This window comes from Exiguobacterium sp. s46 (assembly GCF_018618875.1).
GTDB classification, from domain to species: domain Bacteria; phylum Bacillota; class Bacilli; order Exiguobacteriales; family Exiguobacteriaceae; genus Exiguobacterium_A; species Exiguobacterium_A abrahamii.
Map to the genome: position 1 here is coordinate 34,321 of NZ_JACSMY010000003.1, position 24,877 is coordinate 59,197.

The 24,877-nt window shown below is 47.8% G+C and carries 26 protein-coding genes and 1 riboswitch; of the genes, 16 read left to right on the forward strand and 10 right to left on the reverse strand.

Annotated elements, in window-relative coordinates; all coding sequences use genetic code 11:
- Window positions 1–44 precede the first annotated feature (44 nt).
- The 5 genes from KNQ08_RS13385 to KNQ08_RS13405 all read left to right on the forward strand — a co-directional run bounded on the left by KNQ08_RS13385 (window position 45) and on the right by KNQ08_RS13405 (window position 3,571).
- On the forward strand, window positions 45–1,334 hold the full coding sequence (locus tag KNQ08_RS13385; RefSeq protein ID WP_023469839.1) for a S1C family serine protease: 1,290 nt from the start codon (window positions 45–47) through the stop codon (window positions 1,332–1,334).
- Window positions 1,335–1,479: 145 nt separating this feature from the next.
- The gene (locus KNQ08_RS13390) at window positions 1,480–1,641 is read left to right on the forward strand and encodes a CxxH/CxxC protein (RefSeq protein ID WP_071908844.1); all 162 of its coding nucleotides are present in this window, start codon (window positions 1,480–1,482) and stop codon (window positions 1,639–1,641) included.
- 72 nt (window positions 1,642–1,713) lie between these two features.
- Window positions 1,714–2,193, forward strand: a complete 480-nt coding sequence (gene rlmH / locus KNQ08_RS13395; RefSeq protein ID WP_214806109.1) for a 23S rRNA (pseudouridine(1915)-N(3))-methyltransferase RlmH — start codon at window positions 1,714–1,716, stop codon at window positions 2,191–2,193.
- Window positions 2,194–2,310: 117 nt separating this feature from the next.
- A complete protein-coding gene (locus tag KNQ08_RS13400) occupies window positions 2,311–3,069 on the forward strand; it encodes a hypothetical protein (RefSeq protein WP_214806111.1) in 759 nt (252 codons plus the stop codon).
- Between the two features lie 25 nt (window positions 3,070–3,094).
- Window positions 3,095–3,571: a GNAT family N-acetyltransferase gene (locus KNQ08_RS13405; protein WP_195866089.1), complete on the forward strand. Its 477-nt coding sequence runs from the start codon at window positions 3,095–3,097 to the stop codon at window positions 3,569–3,571.
- Window position 3,572: 1 nt separating this feature from the next.
- On the opposite strand, the gene KNQ08_RS13410 is transcribed toward KNQ08_RS13405, so the two are convergent.
- The 4 genes from KNQ08_RS13410 to KNQ08_RS13425 form a co-directional block, all read right to left on the reverse strand.
- Window positions 3,573–3,947, reverse strand: coding sequence for a hypothetical protein (locus KNQ08_RS13410; protein ID WP_214806113.1), 375 nt, complete (start codon window positions 3,945–3,947; stop codon window positions 3,573–3,575).
- Window positions 3,948–3,974: 27 nt separating this feature from the next.
- Window positions 3,975–4,127 (reverse strand): hypothetical protein, encoded by a 153-nt coding sequence (locus KNQ08_RS13415; RefSeq protein WP_214806115.1) that lies wholly within the window; start codon window positions 4,125–4,127, stop codon window positions 3,975–3,977.
- A gap of 156 nt (window positions 4,128–4,283) precedes the next feature.
- On the reverse strand, window positions 4,284–4,523 hold the full coding sequence (locus tag KNQ08_RS13420; RefSeq protein WP_023469834.1) for a hypothetical protein: 240 nt from the start codon (window positions 4,521–4,523) through the stop codon (window positions 4,284–4,286).
- A 15-nt stretch (window positions 4,524–4,538) separates the two neighbouring features.
- The gene (locus tag KNQ08_RS13425; RefSeq protein WP_029343013.1) at window positions 4,539–5,159 is read right to left on the reverse strand and encodes an HNH endonuclease family protein; all 621 of its coding nucleotides are present in this window, start codon (window positions 5,157–5,159) and stop codon (window positions 4,539–4,541) included.
- 197 nt (window positions 5,160–5,356) lie between these two features.
- On the opposite strand from KNQ08_RS13425, the gene KNQ08_RS13430 reads away from it, so the two are divergent.
- The 5 genes from KNQ08_RS13430 (at window position 5,357) to KNQ08_RS13450 (ending at window position 11,400) form a co-directional block, all read left to right on the forward strand.
- On the forward strand, window positions 5,357–5,554 hold the full coding sequence (locus KNQ08_RS13430) for a hypothetical protein (RefSeq protein ID WP_214748953.1): 198 nt from the start codon (window positions 5,357–5,359) through the stop codon (window positions 5,552–5,554).
- A gap of 82 nt (window positions 5,555–5,636) precedes the next feature.
- Window positions 5,637–6,824, forward strand: coding sequence for a DUF4317 domain-containing protein (locus tag KNQ08_RS13435; protein ID WP_214806116.1), 1,188 nt, complete (start codon window positions 5,637–5,639; stop codon window positions 6,822–6,824).
- Between the two features lie 176 nt (window positions 6,825–7,000).
- On the forward strand, window positions 7,001–8,080 hold the full coding sequence (locus tag KNQ08_RS13440; RefSeq protein WP_251133719.1) for an alpha/beta hydrolase: 1,080 nt from the start codon (window positions 7,001–7,003) through the stop codon (window positions 8,078–8,080).
- A 16-nt stretch (window positions 8,081–8,096) separates the two neighbouring features.
- Window positions 8,097–10,856, forward strand: a complete 2,760-nt coding sequence (locus KNQ08_RS13445) for a glycoside hydrolase family 3 protein (RefSeq protein ID WP_214806117.1) — start codon at window positions 8,097–8,099, stop codon at window positions 10,854–10,856.
- A gap of 31 nt (window positions 10,857–10,887) precedes the next feature.
- Entirely contained in the window at window positions 10,888–11,400 is a 513-nt protein-coding gene (locus KNQ08_RS13450; RefSeq protein WP_214806118.1) for an SF0329 family protein, read from the forward strand.
- Between the two features lie 45 nt (window positions 11,401–11,445).
- On the opposite strand, the gene KNQ08_RS13455 is transcribed toward KNQ08_RS13450, so the two are convergent.
- Complete coding sequence (locus KNQ08_RS13455) at window positions 11,446–12,441, reverse strand: tRNA dihydrouridine synthase (protein ID WP_029343007.1); 996 nt, start codon at window positions 12,439–12,441, stop codon at window positions 11,446–11,448.
- A gap of 107 nt (window positions 12,442–12,548) precedes the next feature.
- A complete protein-coding gene (locus KNQ08_RS13460) occupies window positions 12,549–14,156 on the reverse strand; it encodes an FMN-binding glutamate synthase family protein (RefSeq protein WP_214806119.1) in 1,608 nt (535 codons plus the stop codon).
- A 142-nt stretch (window positions 14,157–14,298) separates the two neighbouring features.
- Between KNQ08_RS13460 and KNQ08_RS13465 the strand changes: the two genes are divergently transcribed.
- Together KNQ08_RS13465 and KNQ08_RS13470 are read left to right on the forward strand one after the other, a co-directional pair.
- A complete protein-coding gene (locus tag KNQ08_RS13465) occupies window positions 14,299–14,793 on the forward strand; it encodes an LURP-one-related/scramblase family protein (protein ID WP_047394907.1) in 495 nt (164 codons plus the stop codon).
- Window positions 14,794–14,811: 18 nt separating this feature from the next.
- Window positions 14,812–15,333, forward strand: a complete 522-nt coding sequence (locus tag KNQ08_RS13470) for an NUDIX hydrolase (RefSeq protein ID WP_214806120.1) — start codon at window positions 14,812–14,814, stop codon at window positions 15,331–15,333.
- A gap of 41 nt (window positions 15,334–15,374) precedes the next feature.
- Here the strand turns inward: KNQ08_RS13470 and KNQ08_RS13475 are convergent, their stop codons facing one another.
- Window positions 15,375–16,598: an MFS transporter gene (locus tag KNQ08_RS13475; protein WP_050678565.1), complete on the reverse strand. Its 1,224-nt coding sequence runs from the start codon at window positions 16,596–16,598 to the stop codon at window positions 15,375–15,377.
- Between the two features lie 221 nt (window positions 16,599–16,819).
- Here KNQ08_RS13475 and KNQ08_RS13480 point away from each other — a divergent pair, with 221 nt between their 5' ends.
- The gene (locus tag KNQ08_RS13480; RefSeq protein ID WP_214806121.1) at window positions 16,820–17,794 is read left to right on the forward strand and encodes a PD-(D/E)XK nuclease family protein; all 975 of its coding nucleotides are present in this window, start codon (window positions 16,820–16,822) and stop codon (window positions 17,792–17,794) included.
- Here KNQ08_RS13480 and KNQ08_RS13485 read toward each other — a convergent pair.
- On the reverse strand, window positions 17,786–18,325 hold the full coding sequence (locus tag KNQ08_RS13485; RefSeq protein WP_214806123.1) for a histidine phosphatase family protein: 540 nt from the start codon (window positions 18,323–18,325) through the stop codon (window positions 17,786–17,788). The genes KNQ08_RS13480 and KNQ08_RS13485 overlap by 9 nt on opposite strands.
- A 209-nt stretch (window positions 18,326–18,534) precedes the next feature.
- Window positions 18,535–18,612, forward strand: a riboswitch (glycine riboswitch).
- Window positions 18,613–18,771: 159 nt separating this feature from the next.
- Between KNQ08_RS13485 and KNQ08_RS13490 the strand changes: the two genes are divergently transcribed.
- Window positions 18,772–20,139, forward strand: coding sequence for an amino acid permease (locus KNQ08_RS13490; protein WP_050678563.1), 1,368 nt, complete (start codon window positions 18,772–18,774; stop codon window positions 20,137–20,139).
- 40 nt (window positions 20,140–20,179) lie between these two features.
- Here KNQ08_RS13490 and KNQ08_RS13495 read toward each other — a convergent pair whose 3' ends face one another.
- Complete coding sequence (locus KNQ08_RS13495; protein ID WP_214806125.1) at window positions 20,180–21,709, reverse strand: cryptochrome/photolyase family protein; 1,530 nt, start codon at window positions 21,707–21,709, stop codon at window positions 20,180–20,182.
- A gap of 244 nt (window positions 21,710–21,953) precedes the next feature.
- Between KNQ08_RS13495 and KNQ08_RS13500 the strand changes: the two genes are divergently transcribed.
- Window positions 21,954–23,447, forward strand: a complete 1,494-nt coding sequence (locus KNQ08_RS13500; protein WP_214806126.1) for a malate:quinone oxidoreductase — start codon at window positions 21,954–21,956, stop codon at window positions 23,445–23,447.
- A gap of 44 nt (window positions 23,448–23,491) precedes the next feature.
- On the opposite strand, the gene KNQ08_RS13505 is transcribed toward KNQ08_RS13500, so the two are convergent.
- On the reverse strand, window positions 23,492–24,034 hold the full coding sequence (locus tag KNQ08_RS13505) for an ECF transporter S component (protein ID WP_069940113.1): 543 nt from the start codon (window positions 24,032–24,034) through the stop codon (window positions 23,492–23,494).
- A gap of 250 nt (window positions 24,035–24,284) precedes the next feature.
- Here KNQ08_RS13505 and KNQ08_RS13510 point away from each other — a divergent pair, with 250 nt between their 5' ends.
- Complete coding sequence (locus tag KNQ08_RS13510; protein WP_214806127.1) at window positions 24,285–24,854, forward strand: hypothetical protein; 570 nt, start codon at window positions 24,285–24,287, stop codon at window positions 24,852–24,854.
- Window positions 24,855–24,877 lie beyond the last annotated feature (23 nt).

Sequence of the window (24,877 nt, forward strand, 5' to 3'; positions counted from 1 at the left end):
GGGGTATACTTGTGTAAAGAGAGTCATAAAGGAGGCGTATGTCGATGGATCGACCCGAAGAACCACGGAACGAATCCGAACGATACGAACAGTCATCCGATGAGAGCGGCTTCCCGCCCCGTCAGCCGGCAACGAGCGAACCGGTCAGCCCTTATCGTGAACCATATGAAGAACAACCAGAACCACCACGGCGTCGCGGTGCCGGAAAAGCCTTTTTCGTCGGTCTAATCGGCGGAATCGTCGGAGCCTTGTTGATCGCCCTCGTCGCGTGGCCGTTCGTCCGCGATGAGATGACGAGTCCGACTCCGGTTTCGTCGACGACAGCGGAACAGACTGCGACACAGACGACGGAGGATGAAGCCGACATCGTCGGTGCGGTCGGTAAGACGAAGGAAGCCGTCGTGAGCGTGACGAACCTTCAGAGCTCGTTCCAAGGGACCGATCAGGAAACGGGTGCAGGGTCCGGCGTCATCTATAAAAAAGACGGCAATAAAGCCTACGTCGTTACGAACTACCACGTCGTTGAAGGGGCGAGCCGCTTGTCTGTCACGTTATCCGACGGAACAGCACTCGAGGCAAAAGTCCTCGGCGAAGATCCGACGTACGATTTAGCGGTCCTCTCGATTGATTCATCGAAAGTGACACAAGTCGCAAAACTGGGGGATTCGGATACGTTACGTGCCGGTGAAACGGTGCTTGCGATCGGAAACCCACTCGGCATCTTCGCGAACTCCGTCACACGCGGTGTCATCAGTGCGCAGGAACGGACAGTTCCAGTCGATACGAACAAGGATGGACAGCAAGACTTCAACACGGAAGTCATCCAAACCGATGCAGCGATCAACCCGGGGAACTCGGGTGGAGCGCTCATTAACACAGCCGGTCAATTGATCGGGATTAACTCGATGAAAATTGCAGAAGCAAGTGTTGAAGGAGTCGGATTTGCGATTCCGATCAACGAAGCGTTACCAATCATGCGTGATCTCGAGCAAAATGGTGAAGTCGTTCGTCCACAGCTCGGGATTCAGATTCGCGACGTGCAGGAATTCCCAAGCGGATACCGCGAAGATCGTCTGAAATTACCGAATGATGTCACGAAAGGAATCGTCGTCGTCGGTCTGACACGTAACAGCGGAGCCGAAAAAGCGGGTATGAAGGCAAACGATGTCATCGTCGAAATCAACGGAAAAGCGATCGCATCGTTCGCTGATCTGAAAAGCGTCCTCTACCGGGATGCAAAAGTTGGCGAAACGGTCAAAGTCACGTTCTACCGGGGCGGTGAAAAACAGACAGCAGATGTGAAGTTGTCCGCCCAGTCACCAACCGTTCAGTAAGGTATAACCTGAAAAACCATCCACAGGTCCGACCTGTGGATGGTTTTTTTGAGTGAGGAAACCTGCGCCTTTTCCGGTCAGGAAGGTTGATATTTGTTATACTGGAAGCGGATAAATGTGGATAAGTGAAAGGAGGAGACAACCTGTGGATAAGTACGTTTGTTTAGAACATGTCGAGCTCGCGCTTGACGAAATCGTAGATGAAACAGAACAATACCCGATTCTCGATCAGCTAAATCCAGAAAAAAACATCACGTGTGAATATTGCGAGGCGTCGGCAACATATCTTGTGTCAAGCAAAAAATAAATATCAACATGTGGATTTGTGGATAACTCTGTGGATAACTCCTGAATTTTCTGTCAGAAAGCGAGAAAAAAGATGCAAATTACCATTATTACGGTCGGAAAGCTAAAAGAGAAGTATTTGAAGCAAGGGATCGCTGAATATACGAAGCGTCTCGGCGCTTACTGTTCAATCCAAGAAATCGAGGTCCCGGACGAAAAGGCACCGGAGCAATTGAGTGAAGCGGAGATGGCGCAAGTGAAGAAAAAAGAGGGCGAACGGATTTTAGCGAAGATTGGACCGGACGTTCATGTCCTTGCACTTGCTATTGAAGGAAAACAACGGACGAGCGAACAGTTTGCAAAAGAACTCGATCAACTCGCGACATACGGCAAGAGCAAAATTGCTTTCGTCATCGGTGGATCACTCGGTCTTGCACCAGAAGTGATGCAGCGTGCGAATGATACAATCTCGTTTTCAAAGATGACATTCCCGCATCAATTGATGAAGATGATCCTTTGTGAACAGATTTATCGGGCGTACCGAATTAATCGGAATGAGCCTTATCATAAGTAAACGTATAAATATCATTCTGAAGCGTCAAAGTACATCCTAAATGTCTTTGATGCTTTTTTTATAAGTCAATATTTCGAATAATAAAAAGGACATGAAAATCATGGAGGTGGAGAATAGATGGGAGCTTGGGGAGTAGCGATATTGTCTGATGACATAGCAGAAGATATTAGCTTTAGATATAAGGATTTATTAGGCGACAACTTTACGAATGAAGAAGCAACGAAAGTTGTTATTGAAGAATACCTAGATGAGATAGACGATGAAGAAATTACAGCTTTTTGGTTATCTTTTGCCTTAATACAATGGAAATTAGGAAGACTTCAAGATGAAGTGAAAATTGAGGCATTGCGTATCATTGATAGTGGTGTTGACCTTGATCGTTGGGAGGAAGATCCTAAATTGAAAAAGAAACGCGAAGTCATCCTTTATAAATTGAAGGAGAAACTTAACTCTCCTCAGCCACAAGCCAAAAAAGTACCAAAGAGATTTATAGCTGAAACAAATTTAAAGACCGGTGATGCGATTAGTTATCAATTAACATCAGGTGATTTCATGATTCTTAAGGTTATCGAAATCATTGAACAGTGGACGAAGGATCGATATCCTCTTTTTGAAATATGTGATTGGATAGGAAAAGAAATTCCTTCAAAAGATCAAATCAATCAATTAGATTTAAAGAAAGAAACTCAGGCGGATGGGGAATTATTATTTAATAAAATAGCTGTTTATCCTGCAGGAAAAAGAGACAACCCAGCTAAACGTATAAAAGTAATAGCAGAAAATGTCTCTATAAAATTAGAGGCGGGAACTCCATATACGCTATTAACGTGGAAAGACTTAGATGAATATTTAACTTGGAATCGTTACATAGAATAAACATTAAAAATAAATGGAGGACATAATGATTATTCAGGTCATTGAAGAGGAAACACGTAGTCAGGTCAAAGCCTTTTTTACCAAGCACTGGGGCAGTTCACAAATGGTAACGTCGACAGGTGTTCATGATTGCAGTCTCTTAGACGGATTTTATGTCATTAACGATGATCATGAAATCATTGGACTTGTCACCTATCATATCTCTTCGCAGACGTGCGAAATCATTTCACTGGATAGTCTTGAAGAAGGCAAAGGAATCGGTTCACGATTGATGCAAGTGGTAGAGGAAAAGGCAACACAGCAACAATGCAACTTGCTGACACTCGTTACGACAAATGACAATGAGCATGCGATACGTTTCTATCAACATCGGGGATATACAATATCGCAGGTAATTCCGAATGCCGTGGACCTTGCACGCAAAATAAAACCGGAAATCCCGTTTTACAATGAAAAGGGAGTTCCGATTAAAGACGAAATCGTCTTGATAAAACATTTATGAGTCACTTATTCGTTGTTGATGTTAGAACTTCTAAATAATCTTTCTCACTCTTGAATTGATCATTCACAATCAAATCTGGTGAAATCAAATAGGTTCCGGCATATTCACCGTGCTTAATTTTGAAATAGCATGTCTTAGGTGCGAGTAGACTTTTCGATTGATGAATCTGCTCTCGTGATAGTGGCGTCCAACCTGATTGGTCTTGTGAATTAGCAAAAGAGACAACAATCGATTGATCAGCTTGAATCAATAGTACAAGATCGTTGTCTTGTAAACGTGATGGATTGACGTGGGCGAGGATCGGGTCAACAGACTTAGCGATAAACCCGCCAATAGTAGCGTGTAACTGCTGTTCCTCGATGAATTGTTGAATCATAATTATCCCCCTGACTGGACCTATAGATTACTCCGACTTTTCTTTCGTGATGATACCGATACCACAACCAAACAGCATGATGATGCCGGTAACGAGTAACGCAGGCACGTGACTTTCTAGTGCCATATAGAGACCTGCACCACTAAAGATGACACCGGTTGGGATCAAAACGTTTCGCATGAAGTATTCCTCCCGAAAGGATAATGACGTTGTTTTCACTATACCGGATAGAACGTCAGATAAAACGCATGCTTTAGTAAATAATGACAATCTAATTTTGAATATGCAGAACGAAAACAGACGCCGCCCATTAACTTGGACAGCGTCAGTTTTTCGTTATGTTCGCTCTAGTACATTGACGAGCATCTGATGGATGACGTCATGATCCCGGACGTCGTGGACACGATAACTGCCAGGTAACGTATAGACGTCTATCGCTCCGACGTAAGCAATCTTCAGTTCCAACGTTCCGTCCTCCTGACAGGTCGTCCGGAGTTCGAGTTCACCGCTGATGACACCGACTTCTTGCGTCATGACACCATGTGTGGCGGTAAAGGTAGAGGTTTTCGTTTCCATCGAATCGACTCCTTTTTAGTATGTACATGTGTTCAACATCGTTTGTAGAGCTGTTTTTTCACTCGACTGTAAGCTGAGGTTCCAGCGGCTCTTCGTATTGATCCACATCTTCGAGTAAGCACAGCTCGCACCTGCCCGTGTCGGCTTCCATGTCGACGGATCCTGGTCCCCTTTTGAACGGTTCGAGCTTGCAGAGACAGCAATCAATTGTGGACCTGTCAAATCGTTTGCGAACGCTTGACGTGTTGTCGTCGTCCAGCTGCTTGCTCCTGAGCGCCATGCTTCCGCAAGCGGTACGACATGATCGATGTCGAGGTCAGACGGATTCGTGAATGTCAGTCCGTCATAGTAACTATACCAAGAACCGGATGTAACGGGGCACGATCCGACATATGAATCAGCGTCACGTTTTAAGACGACTTGTCGTGTATCACAGCCGCCTCCTTGACTGCTCCAGTGCGGGAACAAATCACGCGAATAACCGGTCATGCTGCCTTCTGTTTTAACCGTTAAGGCATCGAGTTGAGACTGGGCCGTCGCTTTCGATGAGATGCCCGATGGTAACGCGGAAACAGACGTCGTATCGAATTGGAAAGCGGTCAGGCAGACGAGCGTAGTGATGACGATGGACTTGATGGCTTTGAACACGTGTCATTCCTCCTATGTATGAGACGAGATGATGTGATGTGAAGACACCCTTCACAATTTTTAGTATGGCATCACTCATTTAGGAGAAAATGAATATCGTGTAAATGTTATTAAAATTAAACTTTTGTCATTATATTGAAGGGTCTGATGTTAGGATTTAGGTGGAGAAGAAAGGGGACTACATCATGAACGAACGAATCAGAGGATGGTTGATCGTGTTCGGTATCTTTTTAGTCGTAAGTGGTACGTTGACGGAAGCACAACGTTATTTCAACACAAAAGAACTAGATAATTGCATCGCGCAAGCTCGTGCTGCCCACCAGGAATATGAATATGAAATCGTTAATCCTGTCACACGCGCGTATTCGTTCCGTGCGCATTGATTTTCTAAAAGATGTCGGTTCATCTCGCATATGGTACGCTTTTCAGGAAGCAGGATTTTAATGATTTGAGGAGCTGGTATGCATGAATAAAAAAGACATCGCCGACATCCGTCGTCACTTCAAGATGGATGCCGATTTACTAAAAATCCATGAAATCTACAACGTCTATATCCGAAAAGAGACGAGCGAAATCTATTATGAGGAAGCCCGACCGTTTCCATTGCTTGATCCGGAGCAACAGGAACTGTTCCTCGCGAACTTCAAAAAAGTATTAGGTGGAAAACTCGACGTCAAGCTATTCGAGGTCAAGTTCACGCATCCGGAAGAAGGGGAGACGGGTCATACGCAACAGCTTCTTTATGAAGGACTGTATGCGGAAGAGCCGGAGGACTGGGTCGAACAGATGCAGACGATGGCGCTGAAGATGGTTCAGGACGTCCAGTACGAGAACGACCTCGTCGTCACGTTCATTCGCGGACAATACTATAAAACGACGAAGCGCCAAGCAGATGAGACAGAGATCGATCCAAATGACGACGTCTATACGACACCGTTCATCCTCGGTAGCCTTAACTTGACGGAGTTACCGAAACAATCGCTCGTCTTTGATTTTGTCGAACGCGAATTCAAGTCGAACTTATTCATCAATCCGGTCATCAAACTGGCATCCCCGATTGGTGGATTCCTCTTCCCGACCTTCACCGACAATGCAGCAGACGTCAATCATGTCCTGTATGCGGCGGGCAAGCCGAATAAACCAGATTTTGGCTTCCTTGAAAACGTCTTGAACGGTCAACCGATCGTCACGGCAGATGAGGATAAAGCGATCTTCGAGGAAATCGTCAAATCAGTCGTCGGTGAATCGATGGATACGAAGACGTTAGCTGGTGTCTATGAAAACATCAACCAGTTGATCGTCGTCGAAGAGGATCAGGATGAAGAAGAAGTACCGATGCTCGACGTTCAGGAAGTCGAGCGTGTCCTCAAGGCAAGCGGTGTCGAAGACGTCAGCACGGAGCAGGTCGAACGGGCGTTCAAGACGGTCGTTGACGATCCGACATACGAGATGAAGGCAAGTAACATCGTCCCGAACTATGAAGCGAAATCGATTAAAATCAATACGAAGGTCGCAAATATCGCGATCAGTCCGCAAGACTTGAAGTACGTCAAACAAGTCAACTATCAAGGGAAACGATGCCTGTTGATCGAGGTCGAGGAAGACACGGTCATCGATGGCTTTACGATCGTTTCCCAAGAACAATTACGATGAGGATCAGCGCAGGCGACTGCGCTGATTTTTTTAGGTGAAACATTTGCTTCTGCTATCAAAGACAGGTATATTGTGATGTAAGCGGTCTCTTTTTAAAAAAAGAGGCATTCGAAATTTTTTTAACCGTTATCGAAAGCGCTTTCGATAACGGTTTGACTAGAAAGGAAGCGATTCATTTGTCTACTGCATCGATGCAAGACTTACTGCGGACGTTACGAAATCGTTCATCCATCCATCAAGACGGACTTGAAATCGTCGATAAGCCGATTCCTGACGTCTCGACTCCAGGAACACTCGATCCGCGTGTCCGTGAGGTCGTCCTCACGCAGCGTCCATCGGTCTCGATTCCAGAAGGGGCGTCGCCAGTCGAACTGGCGCGTGCCGGCATGGGCTGGGACAACGAAGACGTGACGACTCGGCAAATCTCAACGGATGTCCTCGCGATCCCAAGACCCGGTACCACGATCGAAGCACGGCTGTATCGTCCGAAAGCGGCGCGTCAACTCCCGCTCGTCGTCTATTTCCATGGCGGTGGTTTTTTCGGTGGTACGCTCGAGACGGTCGAGAATCCGTGTAAAGCATTAGCCGATAAAGGGAACGTCGCTGTCTTGTCCGTTGGTTATCGATTGGCGCCAGAGCATCCGTTTCCGACAGGGCTTATGGATTGTCATGCATCGATCGATTGGGCAGTCGAACACGCTGATCGACTTGGGATTGATCCAAGTGCAATTGCTGTCGCCGGTGATAGTGCCGGTGGGAACTTAGCGACGGTCTGTTGTTTGCTCGACCGCGAGCGTCCGACGCCGTATATCCGCTATCAAGTCTTGTATTATCCGGTCGTTAATGTCGGCGAACATCCGAATTCGGAATATGATTGGACGCTTGAAGCGTATGACCGACAAACGGAACCGGAGCTACTCGAACGGATCATTTTGTCGCTGCAAGATGAAGAGGGTGTCCTCGAGCAGTGGTACGTTCAAACAAGTGACGCAAAGGATCCGAGGATTTCTCCGTTGTTCGCGACACTCGACGATCTACCAGAGGCACTCGTCATTACAGGAGAGTTTGATTACTTACGTCTTGAAGGGGAAGCGTATGCGAAAAAGCTCGCACGCGCCGGCGTCAAGACCCGCTATCTCCATTACCGCGGGATGGAACATGCCTTTCTTGATAAACTCGGTCTGTATCCGCAAGCCGAGGACAGCTTAGACGAAATCGCGAAAGACTTAAAACGACTTTTTTCTCAAACTAACTAACAAAGGTGGATGACGCATGACATACACGCTCGATTGGCAAGCCTATACAAAACTCGCTCGACAAACCGTCGCGGAAGGGGCGGTCCTCTTACAAAATGATGGTGTACTCCCGTTACAACCCGCATCGACGGTCGCTGTCTTCGGACGTAATCAGTTCAACTACTATAAAAGCGGTACGGGATCAGGCGGAATGGTCAACGTCACGAACGTCGTCAGTCCGCTCGATATGCTACGCGAAGACGTAACGCTGAATGCAGACGTCCTCAAGGCGTACGAGACGTGGCTTGAAGACCATCCGTTTGACCAAGGTGAAGGCTGGGCAGCCGAGCCGTGGTCGCAAGAAGAGATGCCGCTTGACGCGACACTCGTTCAGCAAGCAGCGCTTGACTCCGATGTTGCCTTGATCATGATTGGTCGTACGGCTGGGGAAGACCGCGACAATACAGCGGATCCAGGGAGTTATTTTTTAACGGAGACGGAACGGGAGATGCTCCGACTCGTGACGACACACTTCAAACAAACTGTGGTCGTCTTGAACGTCGGGAATATCATCGATATGCGCTGGGTCGAAGAGACAGCGCCAAGTGCTGTCCTTTACGCGTGGCAAGGAGGGATGGAAGGCGGAACTGGACTGAGTGATCTTTTGCTCGGCCGCGTCTCGCCGTCTGGGAAACTACCGGATACGATCGTCCGTTCACTCGATGATTATCCGTCGACACCATACTTCGGTCATGCCGATCGCGCGTTGTATCAAGAAGACATCTATGTCGGGTACCGTTACTTCGAGACGTTCGCACCGGAAGCGGTCTTGTATCCGTTCGGTTATGGATTATCGTATACGTCGTTTGACCTTACGACAGACGTGACGACGTCAGCTGATGCTTGGACGGTTACGGCGACGGTGACGAATACCGGTCAGACGAGCGGGAAGGAAGTCGTACAAGGATACCTCGAGAAACCACAAGGACAACTTGGGAACCCAACGCGTCAACTCGTTACGTTCGGCAAGACAAAAGAACTCGCACCAGGCGAACAAGAGTCTTTCACACTCGTCGTACCGTTCGCCTCGTTTGCGAGTTATGACGATAGTGGCGTTACCGGGCATAAGTCGTCTTATGTCGTCGAACCCGGCACGTATCAGCTCTATCTCGGAACGGACGTCCGGTCGGCGGTTCCAGTCGCAAGCTATTCCGTCGAGACGCTTGACGTCACGGACGTCTTAACGGAGAACATGGCACCGGTGACGGCGTTTGAACGCATCAAACCGCAAGCGACCGAAACGGGATATACGGTAACATATGAAGCAACACCACTGCGGACAATCGAGCCGGAACAACGTCGTCAACAGGAGCGTCCCGTTGAACGGACGCAGACGGAAGATGCCGGTTGGAAATTACGCGACGTCAAAGAAGAACGTGTCACGCTCGAGACGTTCCTCGATCAATTAACGGATGCGGATCTCGCGGCAATCGTCCGAGGTGAAGGGATGAACTCACCGCGCGTTACACCGGGAACGGCGGGCGCCTTCGGTGGCGTGACGACAGAACTCGAAGCGCTCGGTATTCCAGCAGGCTGCTGTGCAGATGGTCCGTCTGGGATCCGGATGGACATCGGAACGAAAGCTTTCTCGTTACCGAACGGAACGTTGCTTGCTTCGACGTTCAACACGACGTTGATCGCCGATCTATTTGAGATGACAGGTCTTGAGTTACGGAAGAACGAGATCGATACGTTGCTTGGACCCGGGATGAACCTTCACCGCCATCCACTCAATGGACGGAACTTCGAGTATTTCTCGGAAGATTCGTATCTGACTGGAAAAATGGCAGTGGCACAGCTTGATGGGATGCACCGGGTTGGTGTGACGGGAACGTTGAAGCACTTCAGTGCCAACAACCAAGAGTTTCACCGACATGATCTGGATTCGATCGTATCAGAACGGGCGTTACGTGAGTTGTACCTGAAAGGATTCGAGATGGCCGTCAAGGACGGGAAAGCCTACTCGATCATGACAACGTATGGTGCCGTCAATGGCATCTGGACTGCCGGCTTATATGATCAGAACACACGTATTTTGCGTGATGAATGGGGCTTTGACGGAATCGTCATGACCGACTGGTGGGCGAAAATCAACGCCGAAGGTTTGGAAGCAAACCGTCAGCAAACGGCGACGATGGTCCGTTCGCAAAACGATCTCTATATGGTCGTCGGCGAACCGGGAACGAATCCGTTCGAGGATGATACATTGACTGCTCTCGCCGACGGAACACTTCGACGTTCCGAGTTACTGCGCAGTGCTGCGAACATCTGTCAGTTCTTACTCCGGTCACCGGTCATGGATCGCGTGATGGGAACGGCGTCACCTGTCGAGGTCCTCGGGGCACCGATCGAAGAAGAGACGCTCGAAGAGCAAGCAGTCTCGCACCAACGCCTCGTCAGTGGGGATGCGTTCCCGTTAACGGACGTCGTGACGACAACAGGCAGCAGTCATGTCTTCGCTGTCACGGCGGAAGAGACAGGGATGTATCAGGTCACGTTGACGGCACGTTCGAATGCTGGTGAACTGGCGCAGATGCCAGTGACATTGTTTGCGAACAACATGCCGGTTGCGACCTTCACCTTCAATGGAACGAACGGCGAGTGGGTCAGTCAGACGAAGGACGTCTTCGTCTTCAACCCACACAACTATTTAAAACTCTACTTTGCACTCGGTGGTCTCGAGTTAAAAGAGTTGACGTTTACGCTTGCGGAATCGTTTCATATGAAGAACGGCTGATTAGATTAGCCGGACGGAAAGGACGGATTGCGTGCAGTTTTCCATCATTAAAAAACGGGTCGAGCAACTGCTTGCCCCGTCGTTACAGGGACGGATTGCTTTTCATGCAGCCGTCTACCGGATTCAAGACAGTCCTAGTCGCGTCTGGATGACGTTTGACGGAGAAGAGATTCTCGGAGCAGACGACTTTCACTTCGAGCGGGAAGTCGAGCGGCGTTATGCATTACAAGCTGCACAGTTACCGGAAAAACCAGCCGGATCGTTATGGCAGTCCGACTGGTTGAAGCAGTCGCATGCGTTATCCGCTGAGATCGAACGACAGGTCAAACAAGACGGGTACATGGAGAACTACGAGATGCAACAGGACTTGTTGCAGTACCCGAACCTTGCGTTTGAACAAGCGCTCGTTCATCCACATCCTTTCATCCGCGGCATCGCACGGCTCGATCGGCGACTCGGCAAACGGCGTTTCCTGTCGCTGACGCATCAGTCTGATTTTGAACAATGGTGTGCAGATACACGTCAAACTATCGAACACTGGTGACACGAAAAAGCACGCTTCCTCAATACGAGGAGGCGTGCTTTGTTGTTAGATTGAAAACGAGTTGACCTCGTGAATCCCTTCTTCTTCAACGAAAGCGTCGAGTAAAGCACGCACTTCGTCCGTTGAGTTCGTCTCCATCAATTTGACCCGCAGTTCACTCGCACCGCGGAATCCGCGGACGTAAATCTTGAAGAACCGGCGTAATGGCTTGAAGAGACGGGGCTCGAATTGAGCCGAGTAATGATCGTGCAGATCGAGCTGGAGACGTAACAAATCGAGGAGTTCTTGGCTCGAATGTTCTTTTTTCTCGACTTCGAATGCAAACGGATTGTGGAAGATCCCGCGACCGATCATGACACCGTCGACACCGTATTTCTCGACGAGTTCAAGACCGTGTTGGCGATCGTTGATATCCCCGTTGATCGTCAGTAACGTCTGTGGTGCGATTTCATCACGTAACTTCTTGATTTCCGGAATCAATTCGAAGTGCGCTGGAACGGCACTCATCTCTTTACGTGTCCGGAGGTGAATCGAGAGGTTCGCGATATCTTGCTCGAGGATGTGGCGCAACCAATCGTGCCACTCTTCGACCTTCGTATAACCGAGACGCGTTTTGACGCTGACCGGGAGACCGCCCGCTTTTGCAGCTTGGATCAGTTCAGCTGCGACTTCCGGACGATTGATCAAACCGGAGCCTTTACCGTTAACAGCAACGTTATGGACGGGACAGCCCATGTTGATGTCGATCCCGCTAAACCCCATCTCTGCCATGCCGATACTCATTTCGCGGAAATATTCTGGTTTGTCGCCCCAGATGTGAGCAACCATTGGTTGTTCATCTTCCGTGAACTCGAGACGTCCGCGGACGCTCTGCTTGCCTTTCGGATGACAATAGCTTTCTGTATTCGTAAATTCCGTGAAGAAGACGTCCGGACGCGCCGCTTTTGCGACGACGTGGCGGAAGACGACGTCGGTGACGTCTTCCATCGGTGCTAAGACGAAAAATGGTCGTGGTAAGTCCTGCCAAAAGTTCTTTTTCATAGTATATTAAACCCTTTCCTTAAGGTAATGCACATGTGTGGTTAAAGAATTTCATCAACTATACACTTTAAGCGCTCTGGCTAAAAAGTGCAAGTGAGTGCTATTCGTTACCGTGAGGAAAGAGAGCGATCCATCATATGCCGTGCCATCCAGTCCGGCCCCGGAATCAGGTGTCCGGCTTCGTCCTTATAGATGACGTGTTCGGGTCGAAGTTCCGTCGGCGAGACGAGTCCTGCTGCCGCCGTCAGGTTATAGAGACCTTCTCGTAACGAAATGATGTAGTTCGTCACGCGGAAACTTTTTTCGTCGACGATTAGCGCCTTTTGCAGCTTCGGGTCGGTCGTCGCGACACCGACCGGACAGTGATTCGTGTGACAGACTTGCGCTTGGATACAGCCGACATTAAACATCAGACCACGTGCGATATTGACGAAGTCGGCACCGAGGGCGAGAGCGATCGCAATCTTATCGGCACTGATCAGCTTACCGGACGCAAACACTTTGACCTTGTCGCGTAAACCAGCTTCCGTCAGGAGTTGGTGGACGAACGGTAAGGCGGAAAAAAGTGGTAGACCTGCAGCATCCGCGAGTTCTTGGAACGTCGCGCCTGTCCCTCCTTCACCTCCATCGACCGTCATGAAGTCCGGATGACGTCCGGATTCTTTCATATAAGCAATCAACTGCCGCATGTCTTCAAGATTACCGACGACGACTTTGATTCCGACCGGTTTTCCGCCAATCTCACGTAGACGTTCGACCCAGTCGAGCATCGTCTCTGGTGTCGTGAATTCGTTGAAGCGGTTCGGACTATCGATGCCGACACCGACTTTGACCTTCCGGACAGCGGCAATCTCTTCTGTGACCTTTGATCCTTCGAGGTGACCACCGCGCGTCTTAGCTCCTTGAGCGAGCTTGAGTTCGAAAGCTTTGACTTGCGGTAACTCACTTTTTTTCTGGAACTCATCGAACGAAAAGTCACCGTCTTCCGTTCGGACACCGAACAGACCGGGACCAATCTGACAGATGATGTCGACGTCACCTTTTAGATGAAAATCGGATAGCCCGCCTTCCCCGGTATTCATCCAGCTCCCTTTGGCGCGACCCAGTCCGATCGAGAGCGCGGTAATGGCACGGTCACCGAGCGCTCCAAAACTCATTGCTGATTGACCAATCAGTCCTTGGATTTGATAAGGGTGTCGACATGTCGTTGCGCCAATGACTGGTGCATCCTCCATTTTCAAGAGATACGGTGAAATTTGCTTCGCAACGAGATGTTCTTTACGTGTAAATAGTTCATCGCGGTCAATCTGATAGATGTGTGTGTCGACACGTTCCGACTGGTCGATGCGTAATTCCTGACGATTCGTTGGAAAGAGGGCGTTTTGTACATAAAAACCGGCTTCTTCAAAATCACGTTCCGATCCAAAACCGAGAATCCGACTTTGATATTTGCCGGAAAGGACGGCCGTCTTGTATTCATTACGGGAGAAGGGTTTCCCTTCGTTATTGTTGAGAAATAAGTATTGGCGGAGTTCCGGTCCCATGTTCTCGAGGATATAGCGCATTTTTCCAAGGACAGGGAAGTTTCGCAGGACCGCGTGTTCTTGCTGACGACGATCAGCGCGCCAGACGTGCCAAAAGAGAAGCGGTGGGACAAGGATGATCAACAGGGCGATGGCGAGTAAAATGAAGAGAACAATCGTATTGATAGACATCAAAATTCCTTCTTTCCCGTAGATTCGTGGTATGTAAGTTGATACCACTGAAAGTTCGGATACAAACGATAATTTCCAGATATTGAATCTTTTCCGTCGGTGATCGCGTAAATGAACTTATACATTAAAGGAGGAGACCGGTATGCATACACTCTATATGAAAGAAAAAGCGTTCAGTTTACGTGGACGATTCTCGATTCAAGACGAGGCAGGGCACGACGCCTATCACATCGAGGGAAGTTTTATGAAACTTCCGAAGTCATTCAGCGTGACGAACCGAGATGGAGAGGAAGTCGCGGAAATCACGAAGAAGACGTTCAGTTTCCGACCGGTCTTTTATGTCGAAGCAGCAGGGCAATCGTTTGAGATCATTAAAGAGTTCACGTTCTTCAAGGACCGTTATACGATCAACTCGGATCAGTTCGAAGTAACGGGCGACTGGTGGGATGTTGATTTTGAGGTCTTACAACAAGGACAACGAATTGGTCGCGTGCAGAAGAAATGGATCTCTTGGACCGATCAGTACATCATTGAAGTCGAAGATGAAGCGATGGAAGAATTGTTGATCGCCCTCGTCGTCGCGATTGATTGCGTCAAGGCGGAGGAAAGTTCGAACTCTACATCTTTCATTGATTAAAAAGGAGCAGGATTTAGAATGGAACAGTGGGACGTATACACAGCAGATCGTAAGAAAACAGGACGGCTCTGGCAACGGGGAACGCCACATACAGCCGGCGATTATCACATGACGATTCATGTCTGTGTCTTTAACGCCAAAGGAGAGATGCTCGTCCAACAACGGCAACCGTTCAAATCTGGTTGGCCGAACATGTGGGATGTGACGGTCGGGGGTAGTGCGATTAGTGGGGATACGAGTCAGATGGCAGCACAACGGGAACTGTCGGAAGAGCTTGGACTCGATATCGATTTCACAGGCATCCGTCCCCATCTGACGATCCCGTTTGAAATCGGTTTTGACGATTATTATCTCGTCGAGCAGGAAGTGGATCTGACGACTTTGATGCTGCAGGAAGAAGAAGTCCAGCGCGTCGCTTGGATGACAGAAGAAGCAATCGTTAACGGAATCGAAGAAGGATGGTTCATCAGTTATCATGAATCATTGATTCGGCTGTTGTTTGCTCTTCGTCATAGTTATGGCGCGCATAACGAGGCATAAAAATAAGCCCTTCCGGTGATTCGGAAGGGCTTGTTGCTTGATTAAGCGGATTTTCGAAGTGCATCCGTCCGTTTTGGTTTTGTTTCTGGTAAGAAGAACGTGAAGAACAGATACACGGAACAGCAGAGGAAGAAGACGATCATTGAGACCGTATATCCAGCATGTCCGAGTGCGTAACTCCAAATGATCGTAAAGATCGTCTGCGTCGCATAAGCGATTGCCCAGAAGAGACCAAATAAGACGGTGATCTTTTGCGGTGTCATCCCTTTTCGTTCGTGTGCCAAGTTCATGAAGATCGGATACTGGATGTACATCGCAAATCCGGAAATGAACGCAAAGACATACGAAACGAGTGGCGAGATGTTTCCGAACAAGACGGTGACGAGGAAACTCGCAATCATGACCGTCCCGCTGATCAACAGAATCGGTTTACGAGGTGTTCCTTTGTTACCGATCCGTAGACCGACGAACGTTCCGACGATTCCGGCACCTGAGACCAACAGGTTGACGAGCGAACCGTTCAACTGCGTATACGTATCGAACACAGGTTTCAAGCCGACGAGCGATAAGATATAGAGCGTCAAGAAACCGCCGAAGGCAACCGCATATTTCCAAAGGAACGGATCGCGGACAGCATCTCCGTAACCGTAAGGCGTTTCGTCCGCGTCCGCAGCATCGTTCAACTCGAACGATTCACTACCGATCCACCATGCGAAGAAGAGAATCGCTGTCAGACTCGCGAAGATCGTTAACGTCAGTTTCCAGTCACTGACGAATTGATCAGCGAACAAGGTGAACAAGAGTGACACGACGAATGCACCGACGTTATAGGAGACAGTATTGAAAGCGTTGATGCGTAATTTTTCAGCCGGATCTTGAACGTAACGTGTTACGACCGGGTTCATATAGACGATGACCATTGAACCACCGAGTCCCATGACCATGCGAGCGACCGTATACGCCCAGTAGTTCGGCAGATAGATGGCGACGATCGACATCATCAGGAACAACAATGCGAGCAACGGTGCTTTTTTCGGACCGAGCTTCATCAAGATGAGCGCAGCGAGAATGTTCGCGAAGACACGCGCCGTCGTAATCGAATAGTTGACGAGTTGTGAGATGAGGGGGTCAACGGTCTGATTGCCAAAGAAATGCGCCGTGATTTGTGGCGTCAAAGACGAACCCGCGACCCAGTTCATGGCGAAGGTCGCATAGGCGAACCAGAGGACGATCATCATGAAATAGCCTTTTTTTGTGGTAGACATAAAAATCCCTTCTTTTCTGAAGTTCCGCTTCATACATGAATCGAAAACTACTTAACTTTATTATCAATTCATTCAATATAAAGCCGTTCCGAAGGGAAGTAAAATAGATAGTTCTTATGAAATCTATAATCAAATTGAATGAGTAGAGTTCGTTATTATTCTTCAAATGAATAATAAAAGGAAATTAAATGGTTATAATTGTAATAAAAGGAGGTATTCATTTGAAACCTAATATTTTTGATTATGCCACAAGTGAGCTATCACAAGATGCTTTTCTATGTTGGTTATTGAAGTGGGCGGAAGAAGGAGCACGAAGTCACGATCCGCAACTCCATACGATTGCGAATGTATTTGTTAAAGAAGTTTTTGATCTTCATAACTGTCAGTTAAACGAATCGATTCAAAGTGTGTGTATTAAAAGACAGTTCAATAGTCTAGATATATTAGCGATTATCAATGAGAAATATGCCATTATGATTGAGGACAAAGTATTTACGAGTCATCATTCAAATCAATTAAATCGATATTTGCGAATGGTCGAAAATCACTCTAAAACCAAGCATTTAAAACCGTTACCGATTTATTACAAAATCGTAGAACAAGGTGACTACTCCGACGTGACAGGAGCAGGATATCAAATATTTACGCGAACGAAGATGATCGAAGTACTGAGCGGCCTTGATGATTCGACGACCAATGATATTTTGAACGATTATCTTAAGTATCTCAAGCAGATCGACACCTCGATAGAATCCTATAAATTACTACCAATCACTGAATGGAATTCTTTCTCTTGGCAAGGATTCTATAGAGATCTGCAAAAAGAATTGAAGAACGGAAAATGGGGACGCGTTGAAAATGCACGTGGAGGATTTTGGGCATTCTGGTGGAAAGGAGACGATAGTCAACCGCACTATTGGCAGTTAGAAGAATCAATGTTAAAAGCAAAGGTAGAAGCTGCTGATAGTCAAAATAAAAGAGAGTATCGAGATCAGTGTATGCAAGCATTATTGGAGTATTCTCAAAAAAATGAGTTGAATTTAAGTCGACCAAAAAGTGTTCGTAGTGGAAAAACGATGACGATTGCACAACGCCCCGATTACATACAAGTCTTTGATGATCAAAAAATTAATTTTGAACAAACCGTATTAGAGTTGAAGCGTTATGCGTACTTTAGTCAGGCTCCGTTAGTATAGATCGATTGGTTGAAAAGATATTACATCATCTACTTGCGTCACCTTAAAAATATCTGGATTCTTCAGCTGTAAACTTTCTTCGAATCCAAAAGTAGGGTCAATCGAATGCAAGTATAAAGATAACAGATTCCCGTGCGTCACGAGAATGGAACCATCATGCTGTTGCAACGCTTTTTCAACGACACGCGTGATGCGCTTAGTTGCTATCCGGCTAGATTCACCACCAGGACACGTATAGTCTGGATCGATGAACGTTAGACGAAGATGATCCTGCCAATCGTCAAGTGGAACGGCACTTAACCGTCGTTCTTTTAAGTCATCTTCTTGTGCAACGGGTAGTTTCAGAGCAGTCGCAAGTGGTTGAATCGAGTCGAGCGCTCGGCGATACGGACTCGAAATAAGATGTGTGATCGGAAGCTCAAATAACTGCGTACACAGTCGTTGCGCCTGTTCTTCTCCACGAGGTGTTAACGGGGCTTCCGGTGCTTGACCAGTCGTTTCACAGTGGCGAATCAAGTAAATCGTCGACATGAATGTTTCATCCTTTCGTGATCAAGTGGTGCTGTATGATTTCTGGAAAAGATGGTAAAGTCCTTTTCATAGATTGAAAAATCATTTTGAAAAAGGCGTTGACAAACGCTGTCGAGATTACTAGAATTAGAAACAATTCATCGATGCAGCGACGCATCGGATAATCAAATAAAGAGAAAGCTATGATTGTCATGGGTCACACTATGGCAGGAGCAGCTTCTGGAGAGACCGTGTCAACACGGCGCCGAAGGGTTCACAATCTCAGGCAAACGGACAGAAGAGTAATCACATGCAGCGACAGGCATTCATGGAATGTCGTAGTGGCGTGTATGGGTTATTCCTTTGATTTTGTTGAGATTGGACATTCGTCCAGTCTCTTTTTTCTTTTTCAGGACCGACAGAACGGTCTGAAGCGTAGAGAAACCATCACAAGGAGGAGTTCAGGTTTGGAACAGCAAGGATTAAAACGGGATTTATCGAATCGTCATGTACAGTTGATTGCCATTGGTGGAACGATCGGAACGGGTTTGTTTTTAGGGTCAGGTAAAGCGATCCAACTCGCCGGACCATCGATTATTTTTGCCTACTTACTCGTCGGGATCGCGATCTTCTTCGTCATGCGCGCACTTGGGGAATTGTTATTGTCAAAAGCAGGTTATCAGTCACTCACGGATATCGCAGAAGATTATCTCGGACCACGTGCCGCGTTCGTGACCGGTTGGACGTACTGGTTCTGTTGGATCATGACAGCGATGGCGGACATCATCGCCGTCGGTCTGTACGTCAAGTATTGGTTTGATATCCCGCAATGGATTCCAGCCGTTCTCGCTCTCTTGATTTTACTTGGTTTTAACTTATTAACCGTTAAATTGTTCGGTGAACTCGAATTTTGGTTCGCCTTGATCAAGGTCGTGACGATCCTTGCTTTGATTGGTGTCGGAATCGTCTTGCTCGCGATCGGTTTTAAAACAGACGCTGGTCCTGTGACAGTTTCGAACCTCTGGTCACATGGTGGCTGGATGCCAAACGGAATTACTGGATTCTTGCTATCGTTCCAAATGGTCGTCTTCGCCTATGTCGGAGTCGAGCTCGTTGGGGTATCGGCAGCAGAGACAGCGGATCCGAAAAAGAACATTCCGTCCGCGATCAATAAGATTCCGCTTCGGATCTTATTCTTCTATGTCGGTGCTTTACTCGTCCTCTTGATGATCAACCCATGGACAGGATTAAGTGCGACAGAAAGTCCGTTCGTCAAGACATTTAGTCTGATCGGGATTCCACTCGCAGCAGGAATAATCAACTTCGTCGTACTGACGTCCGCTGCTTCTGCGTGTAACAGCGGAATGTTCTCGACGAGCCGGATTCTGTATAACCTGGGAAATCAACAGCAAGCGTCGAACAAGTTCTCGAAGTTGAATAAAAACCATGTCCCGGCAAACGCCTTGTTCGTCTCAACGATCGTCGTCTCAGTCGGTGCTTTGCTCAGTAAACTGTTACCAGGACAAGCGTTCAGTATCGTTACGACGATCAGTGCGATCTGCTTCATCTGGGTTTGGGGTGTCATCCTCGTCTGTCATCTCCGGTACAAGAAACAAAATCCGGAATTGCATGCGGCGTCGACATTCAAAGCACCATTGACACCACTCGTCAATTACCTCGTGCTCGGATTGTTTGCAGTCATTCTCGTCGTCATGCTGTTTGCTGACGATACACGCCCAGCCTTGTTGCTGACACCGGTCTGGTTCCTCGGACTATTCGGACTGTATCACCTCCGGAAAAAGAAACAACAAGCAGCTAATCAAAAAAGTGCGTAAGCCAAAACAAGCCGGTCGGATCTAATCCGACCGGCTTGATTTATGGTGTATCGAAAGCACCGTCCTGCAGTTGTTTGCGAAGTGCTTTCGCTTTCTTTCGAATATCGCGTTTGCTGTCCGCATCGCGCTTTCCCCATTGCCGATACATCATCGACATCCGCTGATTATCAGCGAACCGTTTTTCGTGCCGGTCGATGAAGTCCCAGTACAAGGCGTTAAACGGACAAGCATCTTCTCCGAGCATGTCCTTTTGATGGAACGGACATCCCTTGCAATAATCACTCATCTTATGGATGTAATTCGCCGAAGCGATGTACGGTTTCGTCGATAACGTTCCGCCATCAGCATGAAGCGCCATCCCGAGGACGTTCGGTAAGACGACCCAGTAATAGGCATCGATGTACATCTCGTTGAACCAATCTGCCGTCTGTTGCGGCGAGATCGCAAACAGATTAGCGAAATTCCCGAGCACCATCAAGCGCTGGATATGGTGATTGTGCGCATGCTCGACAACAGGACGTAACGATTCAGCGACACAGTTCATGTTCGTCTTACCGGTCCAGAAAAAGTCCGGTAAATCCGCTTCATGACGTAGCGCATTGACGGAAGCATAGTCTGGCATCTCGGCTAGATAGACGGCACGCATGTACTCGCGCCAGCCGAGGATTTGTCGAATAAAACCTTCGACCGCATTGAGCGGAGCATCTTGATCTTCGAGGGCGGCTTCAACTTGACGAATGACCTCTTCCGGTGTCAGCAATCCGAGATTGATTGCTGCTGATAAGAGCGAATGCGATAACGTATCTTCACCGGTCAGCATGGCGTCTTGATACGTTCCGAACGTCTCAAGTCGTTCTTCGATGAAACGATGAAGAGCCCGCGTCGCTTCCTTGCGCGTGACGGGCCAATGGAAGGAATCAAGTGCTCCCGGATGATTGGAAAAATCACGTTCGACCTTGTCGATGACATCCTTTATGATGCGATCGGGACGAAACTGAATCGGATCGGGGAACGTCGTCCCGGACTTCGCCGGTTTCCGGTTCTCGGCGTCAAACGACCACTTTCCACCAATCGGTTTGGAGCCGTTCATGAGAACGTTTCGTTCCTTGCGCAGTTTGCGATAAAAACGGTCCATCTTGTAGGGCTTGTCGCCGATTGCTTCGACCGCTTCTTCCTGTGTCAGTAAAAACAACGGCACGTCGGAACAGACCTCGACCTTGATTTTCTTCGGTAAAGCGTCTTGCCACTTGTGCATCGCCTTTCGCATCGGTTCGTCCGTGATCGCCGTATAGAATACATGATCCGGATCATGATCTTTCCGGTGCGCCTTAAATGCCTGATCGAACGAATCAGCTTCCCGGTAATCGACGGTGAAGCCTTTTTCGCGCAGTTCTTCCGCAAAATGTCGCATCGCTGAGAAGACGAGGACAAGTTTTTGTTTATGGTACGTCTTCCACTTGGAGCGTGAGGTCGCTTCGACCATCAGGATGACGTCGTCTTGTTTGTTTGCTTCCTTCAATAAAGGGAGATCGTGATTCAATTGATTGCCGAATATCCAGCGTGTCGCCATGAGTGTTCCTCCTTTTACTTTCGTTATATGATTACCGTTTTTCGTCAAAGTCATGCCTGATTGTATGCCGGCTGACGAAAATCTTCTTACCTGAATCGTCGCTTTTACACATTTCTGAATGTAAAAGAAGTTCCTTTCTGTGCAAGCTATGATAGGGTTATAATGGAAAGGTAAGTTGTCGTCATGAGGGGGAAGTTTTTCATGACAGGTAGTCCATAATATCAACGGGGATAGGAAGGATATCATGAGCAGTATGCCTAAAAAAACAGACGTTATTTTAATTGGTGCCGGAGTCATGAGCGCGACGTTAGGGGTCTTATTAAAAGAACTCGCGCCTGAGATCAACATCAAGGTATTCGAGAAACTCGCGAGTGCCGGGGAAGAGAGCTCGAACGAGTGGAACAATGCAGGAACAGGTCACGCCGCACTATGCGAACTGAACTATACGACGGAAAATGCCGATGGTTCGATCGATATCAGTAAAGCGGTCAAAGTAAACGAACAGTTCCAACTGTCACGTCAATTCTGGTCGCATCTCGTCAAGGAAGGTGTCTTGCCGAATCCGAAAGAATTCATCATGCCGATTCCACATATGAGCATGGTTGAAGGAACGAAAAACGTCGAATTCCTGAAAAAACGATTGGAAGCGCTATCAGCGAATCCGTTGTTTGCGGGAATGGAATATTCAGAGGATCCAGCGAAATTAGCCGAGTGGATTCCACTCATCATGAACGGTCGGACGTCACCAGAGCCGATCGCTGCGACAAAAATCGATTCAGGAACGGACGTCAACTTTGGTGCGTTGACACGAATCCTGTTTGAATATCTCGCACAACACGATGTAGCGATCAACTATCAGCATGGTGTCGAGGATTTGAAGCGTGTTGACGGGGGTTGGGAAGTCAAAGTGAAGAATGAGCGCGATCACCGGATCGAGCATCATACGGCGCAGTTCGTCTTCATCGGAGGTGGCGGCGGTAGTCTGCCGTTGCTCCAAAAAACAGGCATCGAGGAATCGAAGCAAATCGGTGGTTTCCCGGTCAGTGGTTTATTCCTCGTTTGTAAAAATCCTGAGATCATCGAACAGCACCATGCGAAAGTCTACGGAAAAGCGAAAGTCGGAGCACCGCCGATGTCAGTACCGCACTTAGATACACGATACATCGATGGGAAGAAATCACTCCTCTTCGGACCGTTTGCTGGCTTCTCACCGAAGTTCCTCAAGACAGGATCAAATCTTGATTTGATCGCGTCTGTCAAACCGAACAACGTCTTGACGATGCTTGCTGCGGGAGCTAAAGAGATGGGATTGACGAAGTATCTGATCGAACAAGTCCTCTTGTCGACGGAACAACGGATGAACGAATTACGAGAGTTCATTCCGAATGCGAAGACAGAAGACTGGGATGTCGTCGTCGCTGGTCAACGTGTCCAAGTCATCAAGGATACACCACAAGGAAAAGGGACACTCCAGTTCGGAACAGAGGTCGTCAGTGCAGCCGACGGATCTGTCGCTGCCTTACTCGGGGCGTCACCAGGTGCCTCAACAGCGGTTCCCGTCATGCTGGAAGTACTCGGAAAATGTTTCCCGTCCGAATTACCGGCGTGGGAAGCAAAAATCAAGGAGATGATTCCGTCTTACGGGATCTCACTCGTTGAACATCCGGAGCTGTTCGAACAGATCCATGCCGAAACAGCAAAAACGCTCGAACTCGAACAAGGTCAACCGATTCGCTAAACGAAAACCGTCCGACTCTACGAGGAGCCGGACGGTTTTTTGATTTAGCGGAAGTTACGGAAGAAACGTGTTTTCTTCAGTGCAATCCCGACTGGAATCGCAACGAGGATTCCGACGACGTTTTGTGTGATGTTTCCTGGAATTGAAGCGACTGGTGCGACCCAGTTGCTGTAAAGAATACCTTCACAAACATAGTAAACAGCAAGCATGACAGGAGCAGAAACAATCATTGCGAAAATATTTAAGCCTGGATTGTCTCCTTTGTATCGCGAAGACCAGGCGATACGTCCGACAATATATCCTTGGAGCCCTCGAGCTACGATTGTAAATGGAGCCCAGAGTGTCCATCCACTGATAAGATCAAATAATCCCATGCCGATTGCTCCGGCAATCAGTGCTGTCCGTGGACCGAATAAAATCGCGATGAGAAAGAGCATCGCTGTTCCCATATGAACGAGACCACCGCTTGAAGCGATTGGCAATTTGATATTGATGAATAGTGTCGCGACAAGAACAAGTGCGATTGACATCGCAGTGATGACGAGCTGGCGAGTACGAGTGCTAGAATACGGTGCTGCTTTTTGCATGTGGCTAACCTTCTTTATGATAGATTTTAAGATAGCTTTAATCTATCAGATGACTGGACTAGTCAAAAGTGTCAACTTTGAATTATTTATAGGGGTCAGATTGACTAAAAAGTCGTCATTCGTTCTTAATTCCAAAAGAGTTTAATCTATTCATACAGTCTTAAATGAAAAAATCTCCAAAACGGTTGTCGTTTTTGAATCTACTTTTTGTTTTTTCTGTACAATGAACAGCGAAAGGAAGGGGAAGTTAATGAAATATCAGATCGCGACAGCTGTTTTTTTATTCGCTTCATTGTCACCAGTCATATCGGAGGAAAAGGACCAGACGACACAACATCAACGTTATTACGCGGCATATGAAAAAATCGTGCAGAAAATAAATCGGACACATGAAAATGCGGACGTCACGTTGCTTGCAGCAAATCAATTCGCAGACGAGGACTGGGTTTCGCCGAAACGTTTTCAGGAACGAGCAGTCAAACGGTTAAAGCCGTTACGTGTCCAAACGAGCTTCGAGTGGGATAGTGAACGGACGCTCGAACGCACGCAACGTGGAAACGAAGTCCGGATTATCGGGAATTTCGAGACAGAACTCTTGGAACAGAGTAAACGCCAACGATTATCCGATGTCTTTTCGATGACGTCTCTTGCGATCGATGATGGAAGATGGACGCAAACTGAATTTGTCGGTAGACCAATCGATGCAGGACAAACGATGGTCGTAACGGTCAGTGGTACATACGCGAAGCAAGGCATCTTAACAAAGCACCACATCACAAAAGAATTTCATTGTTCATCCGTTGGTGAAATCTACTATTGAAACAGAAAAAGAGCGAAACTCGT

What these genes read in the sequence shown, in the direction of transcription:
- KNQ08_RS13475 (WP_050678565.1), bottom strand. Translation starts at nt 16,598, where the DNA reads ATGTCTACCACAAAAAAAGGCTATTTCATGATGATCGTCCTCTGGTTC.
- KNQ08_RS13400 (WP_214806111.1), top strand. Translation starts at nt 2,311, where the DNA reads ATGGGAGCTTGGGGAGTAGCGATATTGTCTGATGACATAGCAGAAGAT.
- KNQ08_RS13500 (WP_214806126.1), top strand. Translation starts at nt 21,954, where the DNA reads ATGAGCAGTATGCCTAAAAAAACAGACGTTATTTTAATTGGTGCCGGA.
- KNQ08_RS13415 (WP_214806115.1), bottom strand. Translation starts at nt 4,127, where the DNA reads ATGCGAAACGTTTTGATCCCAACCGGTGTCATCTTTAGTGGTGCAGGT.
- KNQ08_RS13465 (WP_047394907.1), top strand. Translation starts at nt 14,299, where the DNA reads ATGCATACACTCTATATGAAAGAAAAAGCGTTCAGTTTACGTGGACGA.
- rlmH (WP_214806109.1), top strand. Translation starts at nt 1,714, where the DNA reads ATGCAAATTACCATTATTACGGTCGGAAAGCTAAAAGAGAAGTATTTG.
- KNQ08_RS13445 (WP_214806117.1), top strand. Translation starts at nt 8,097, where the DNA reads ATGACATACACGCTCGATTGGCAAGCCTATACAAAACTCGCTCGACAA.
- KNQ08_RS13460 (WP_214806119.1), bottom strand. Translation starts at nt 14,156, where the DNA reads ATGTCTATCAATACGATTGTTCTCTTCATTTTACTCGCCATCGCCCTG.
- KNQ08_RS13495 (WP_214806125.1), bottom strand. Translation starts at nt 21,709, where the DNA reads ATGGCGACACGCTGGATATTCGGCAATCAATTGAATCACGATCTCCCT.
- KNQ08_RS13385 (WP_023469839.1), top strand. Translation starts at nt 45, where the DNA reads ATGGATCGACCCGAAGAACCACGGAACGAATCCGAACGATACGAACAG.
- KNQ08_RS13430 (WP_214748953.1), top strand. Translation starts at nt 5,357, where the DNA reads ATGAACGAACGAATCAGAGGATGGTTGATCGTGTTCGGTATCTTTTTA.
- KNQ08_RS13510 (WP_214806127.1), top strand. Translation starts at nt 24,285, where the DNA reads ATGAAATATCAGATCGCGACAGCTGTTTTTTTATTCGCTTCATTGTCA.
- KNQ08_RS13470 (WP_214806120.1), top strand. Translation starts at nt 14,812, where the DNA reads ATGGAACAGTGGGACGTATACACAGCAGATCGTAAGAAAACAGGACGG.
- KNQ08_RS13455 (WP_029343007.1), bottom strand. Translation starts at nt 12,441, where the DNA reads ATGAAAAAGAACTTTTGGCAGGACTTACCACGACCATTTTTCGTCTTA.
- KNQ08_RS13405 (WP_195866089.1), top strand. Translation starts at nt 3,095, where the DNA reads ATGATTATTCAGGTCATTGAAGAGGAAACACGTAGTCAGGTCAAAGCC.
- KNQ08_RS13505 (WP_069940113.1), bottom strand. Translation starts at nt 24,034, where the DNA reads ATGCAAAAAGCAGCACCGTATTCTAGCACTCGTACTCGCCAGCTCGTC.
- KNQ08_RS13420 (WP_023469834.1), bottom strand. Translation starts at nt 4,523, where the DNA reads ATGGAAACGAAAACCTCTACCTTTACCGCCACACATGGTGTCATGACG.
- KNQ08_RS13485 (WP_214806123.1), bottom strand. Translation starts at nt 18,325, where the DNA reads ATGTCGACGATTTACTTGATTCGCCACTGTGAAACGACTGGTCAAGCA.
- KNQ08_RS13435 (WP_214806116.1), top strand. Translation starts at nt 5,637, where the DNA reads ATGAATAAAAAAGACATCGCCGACATCCGTCGTCACTTCAAGATGGAT.
- KNQ08_RS13410 (WP_214806113.1), bottom strand. Translation starts at nt 3,947, where the DNA reads ATGATTCAACAATTCATCGAGGAACAGCAGTTACACGCTACTATTGGC.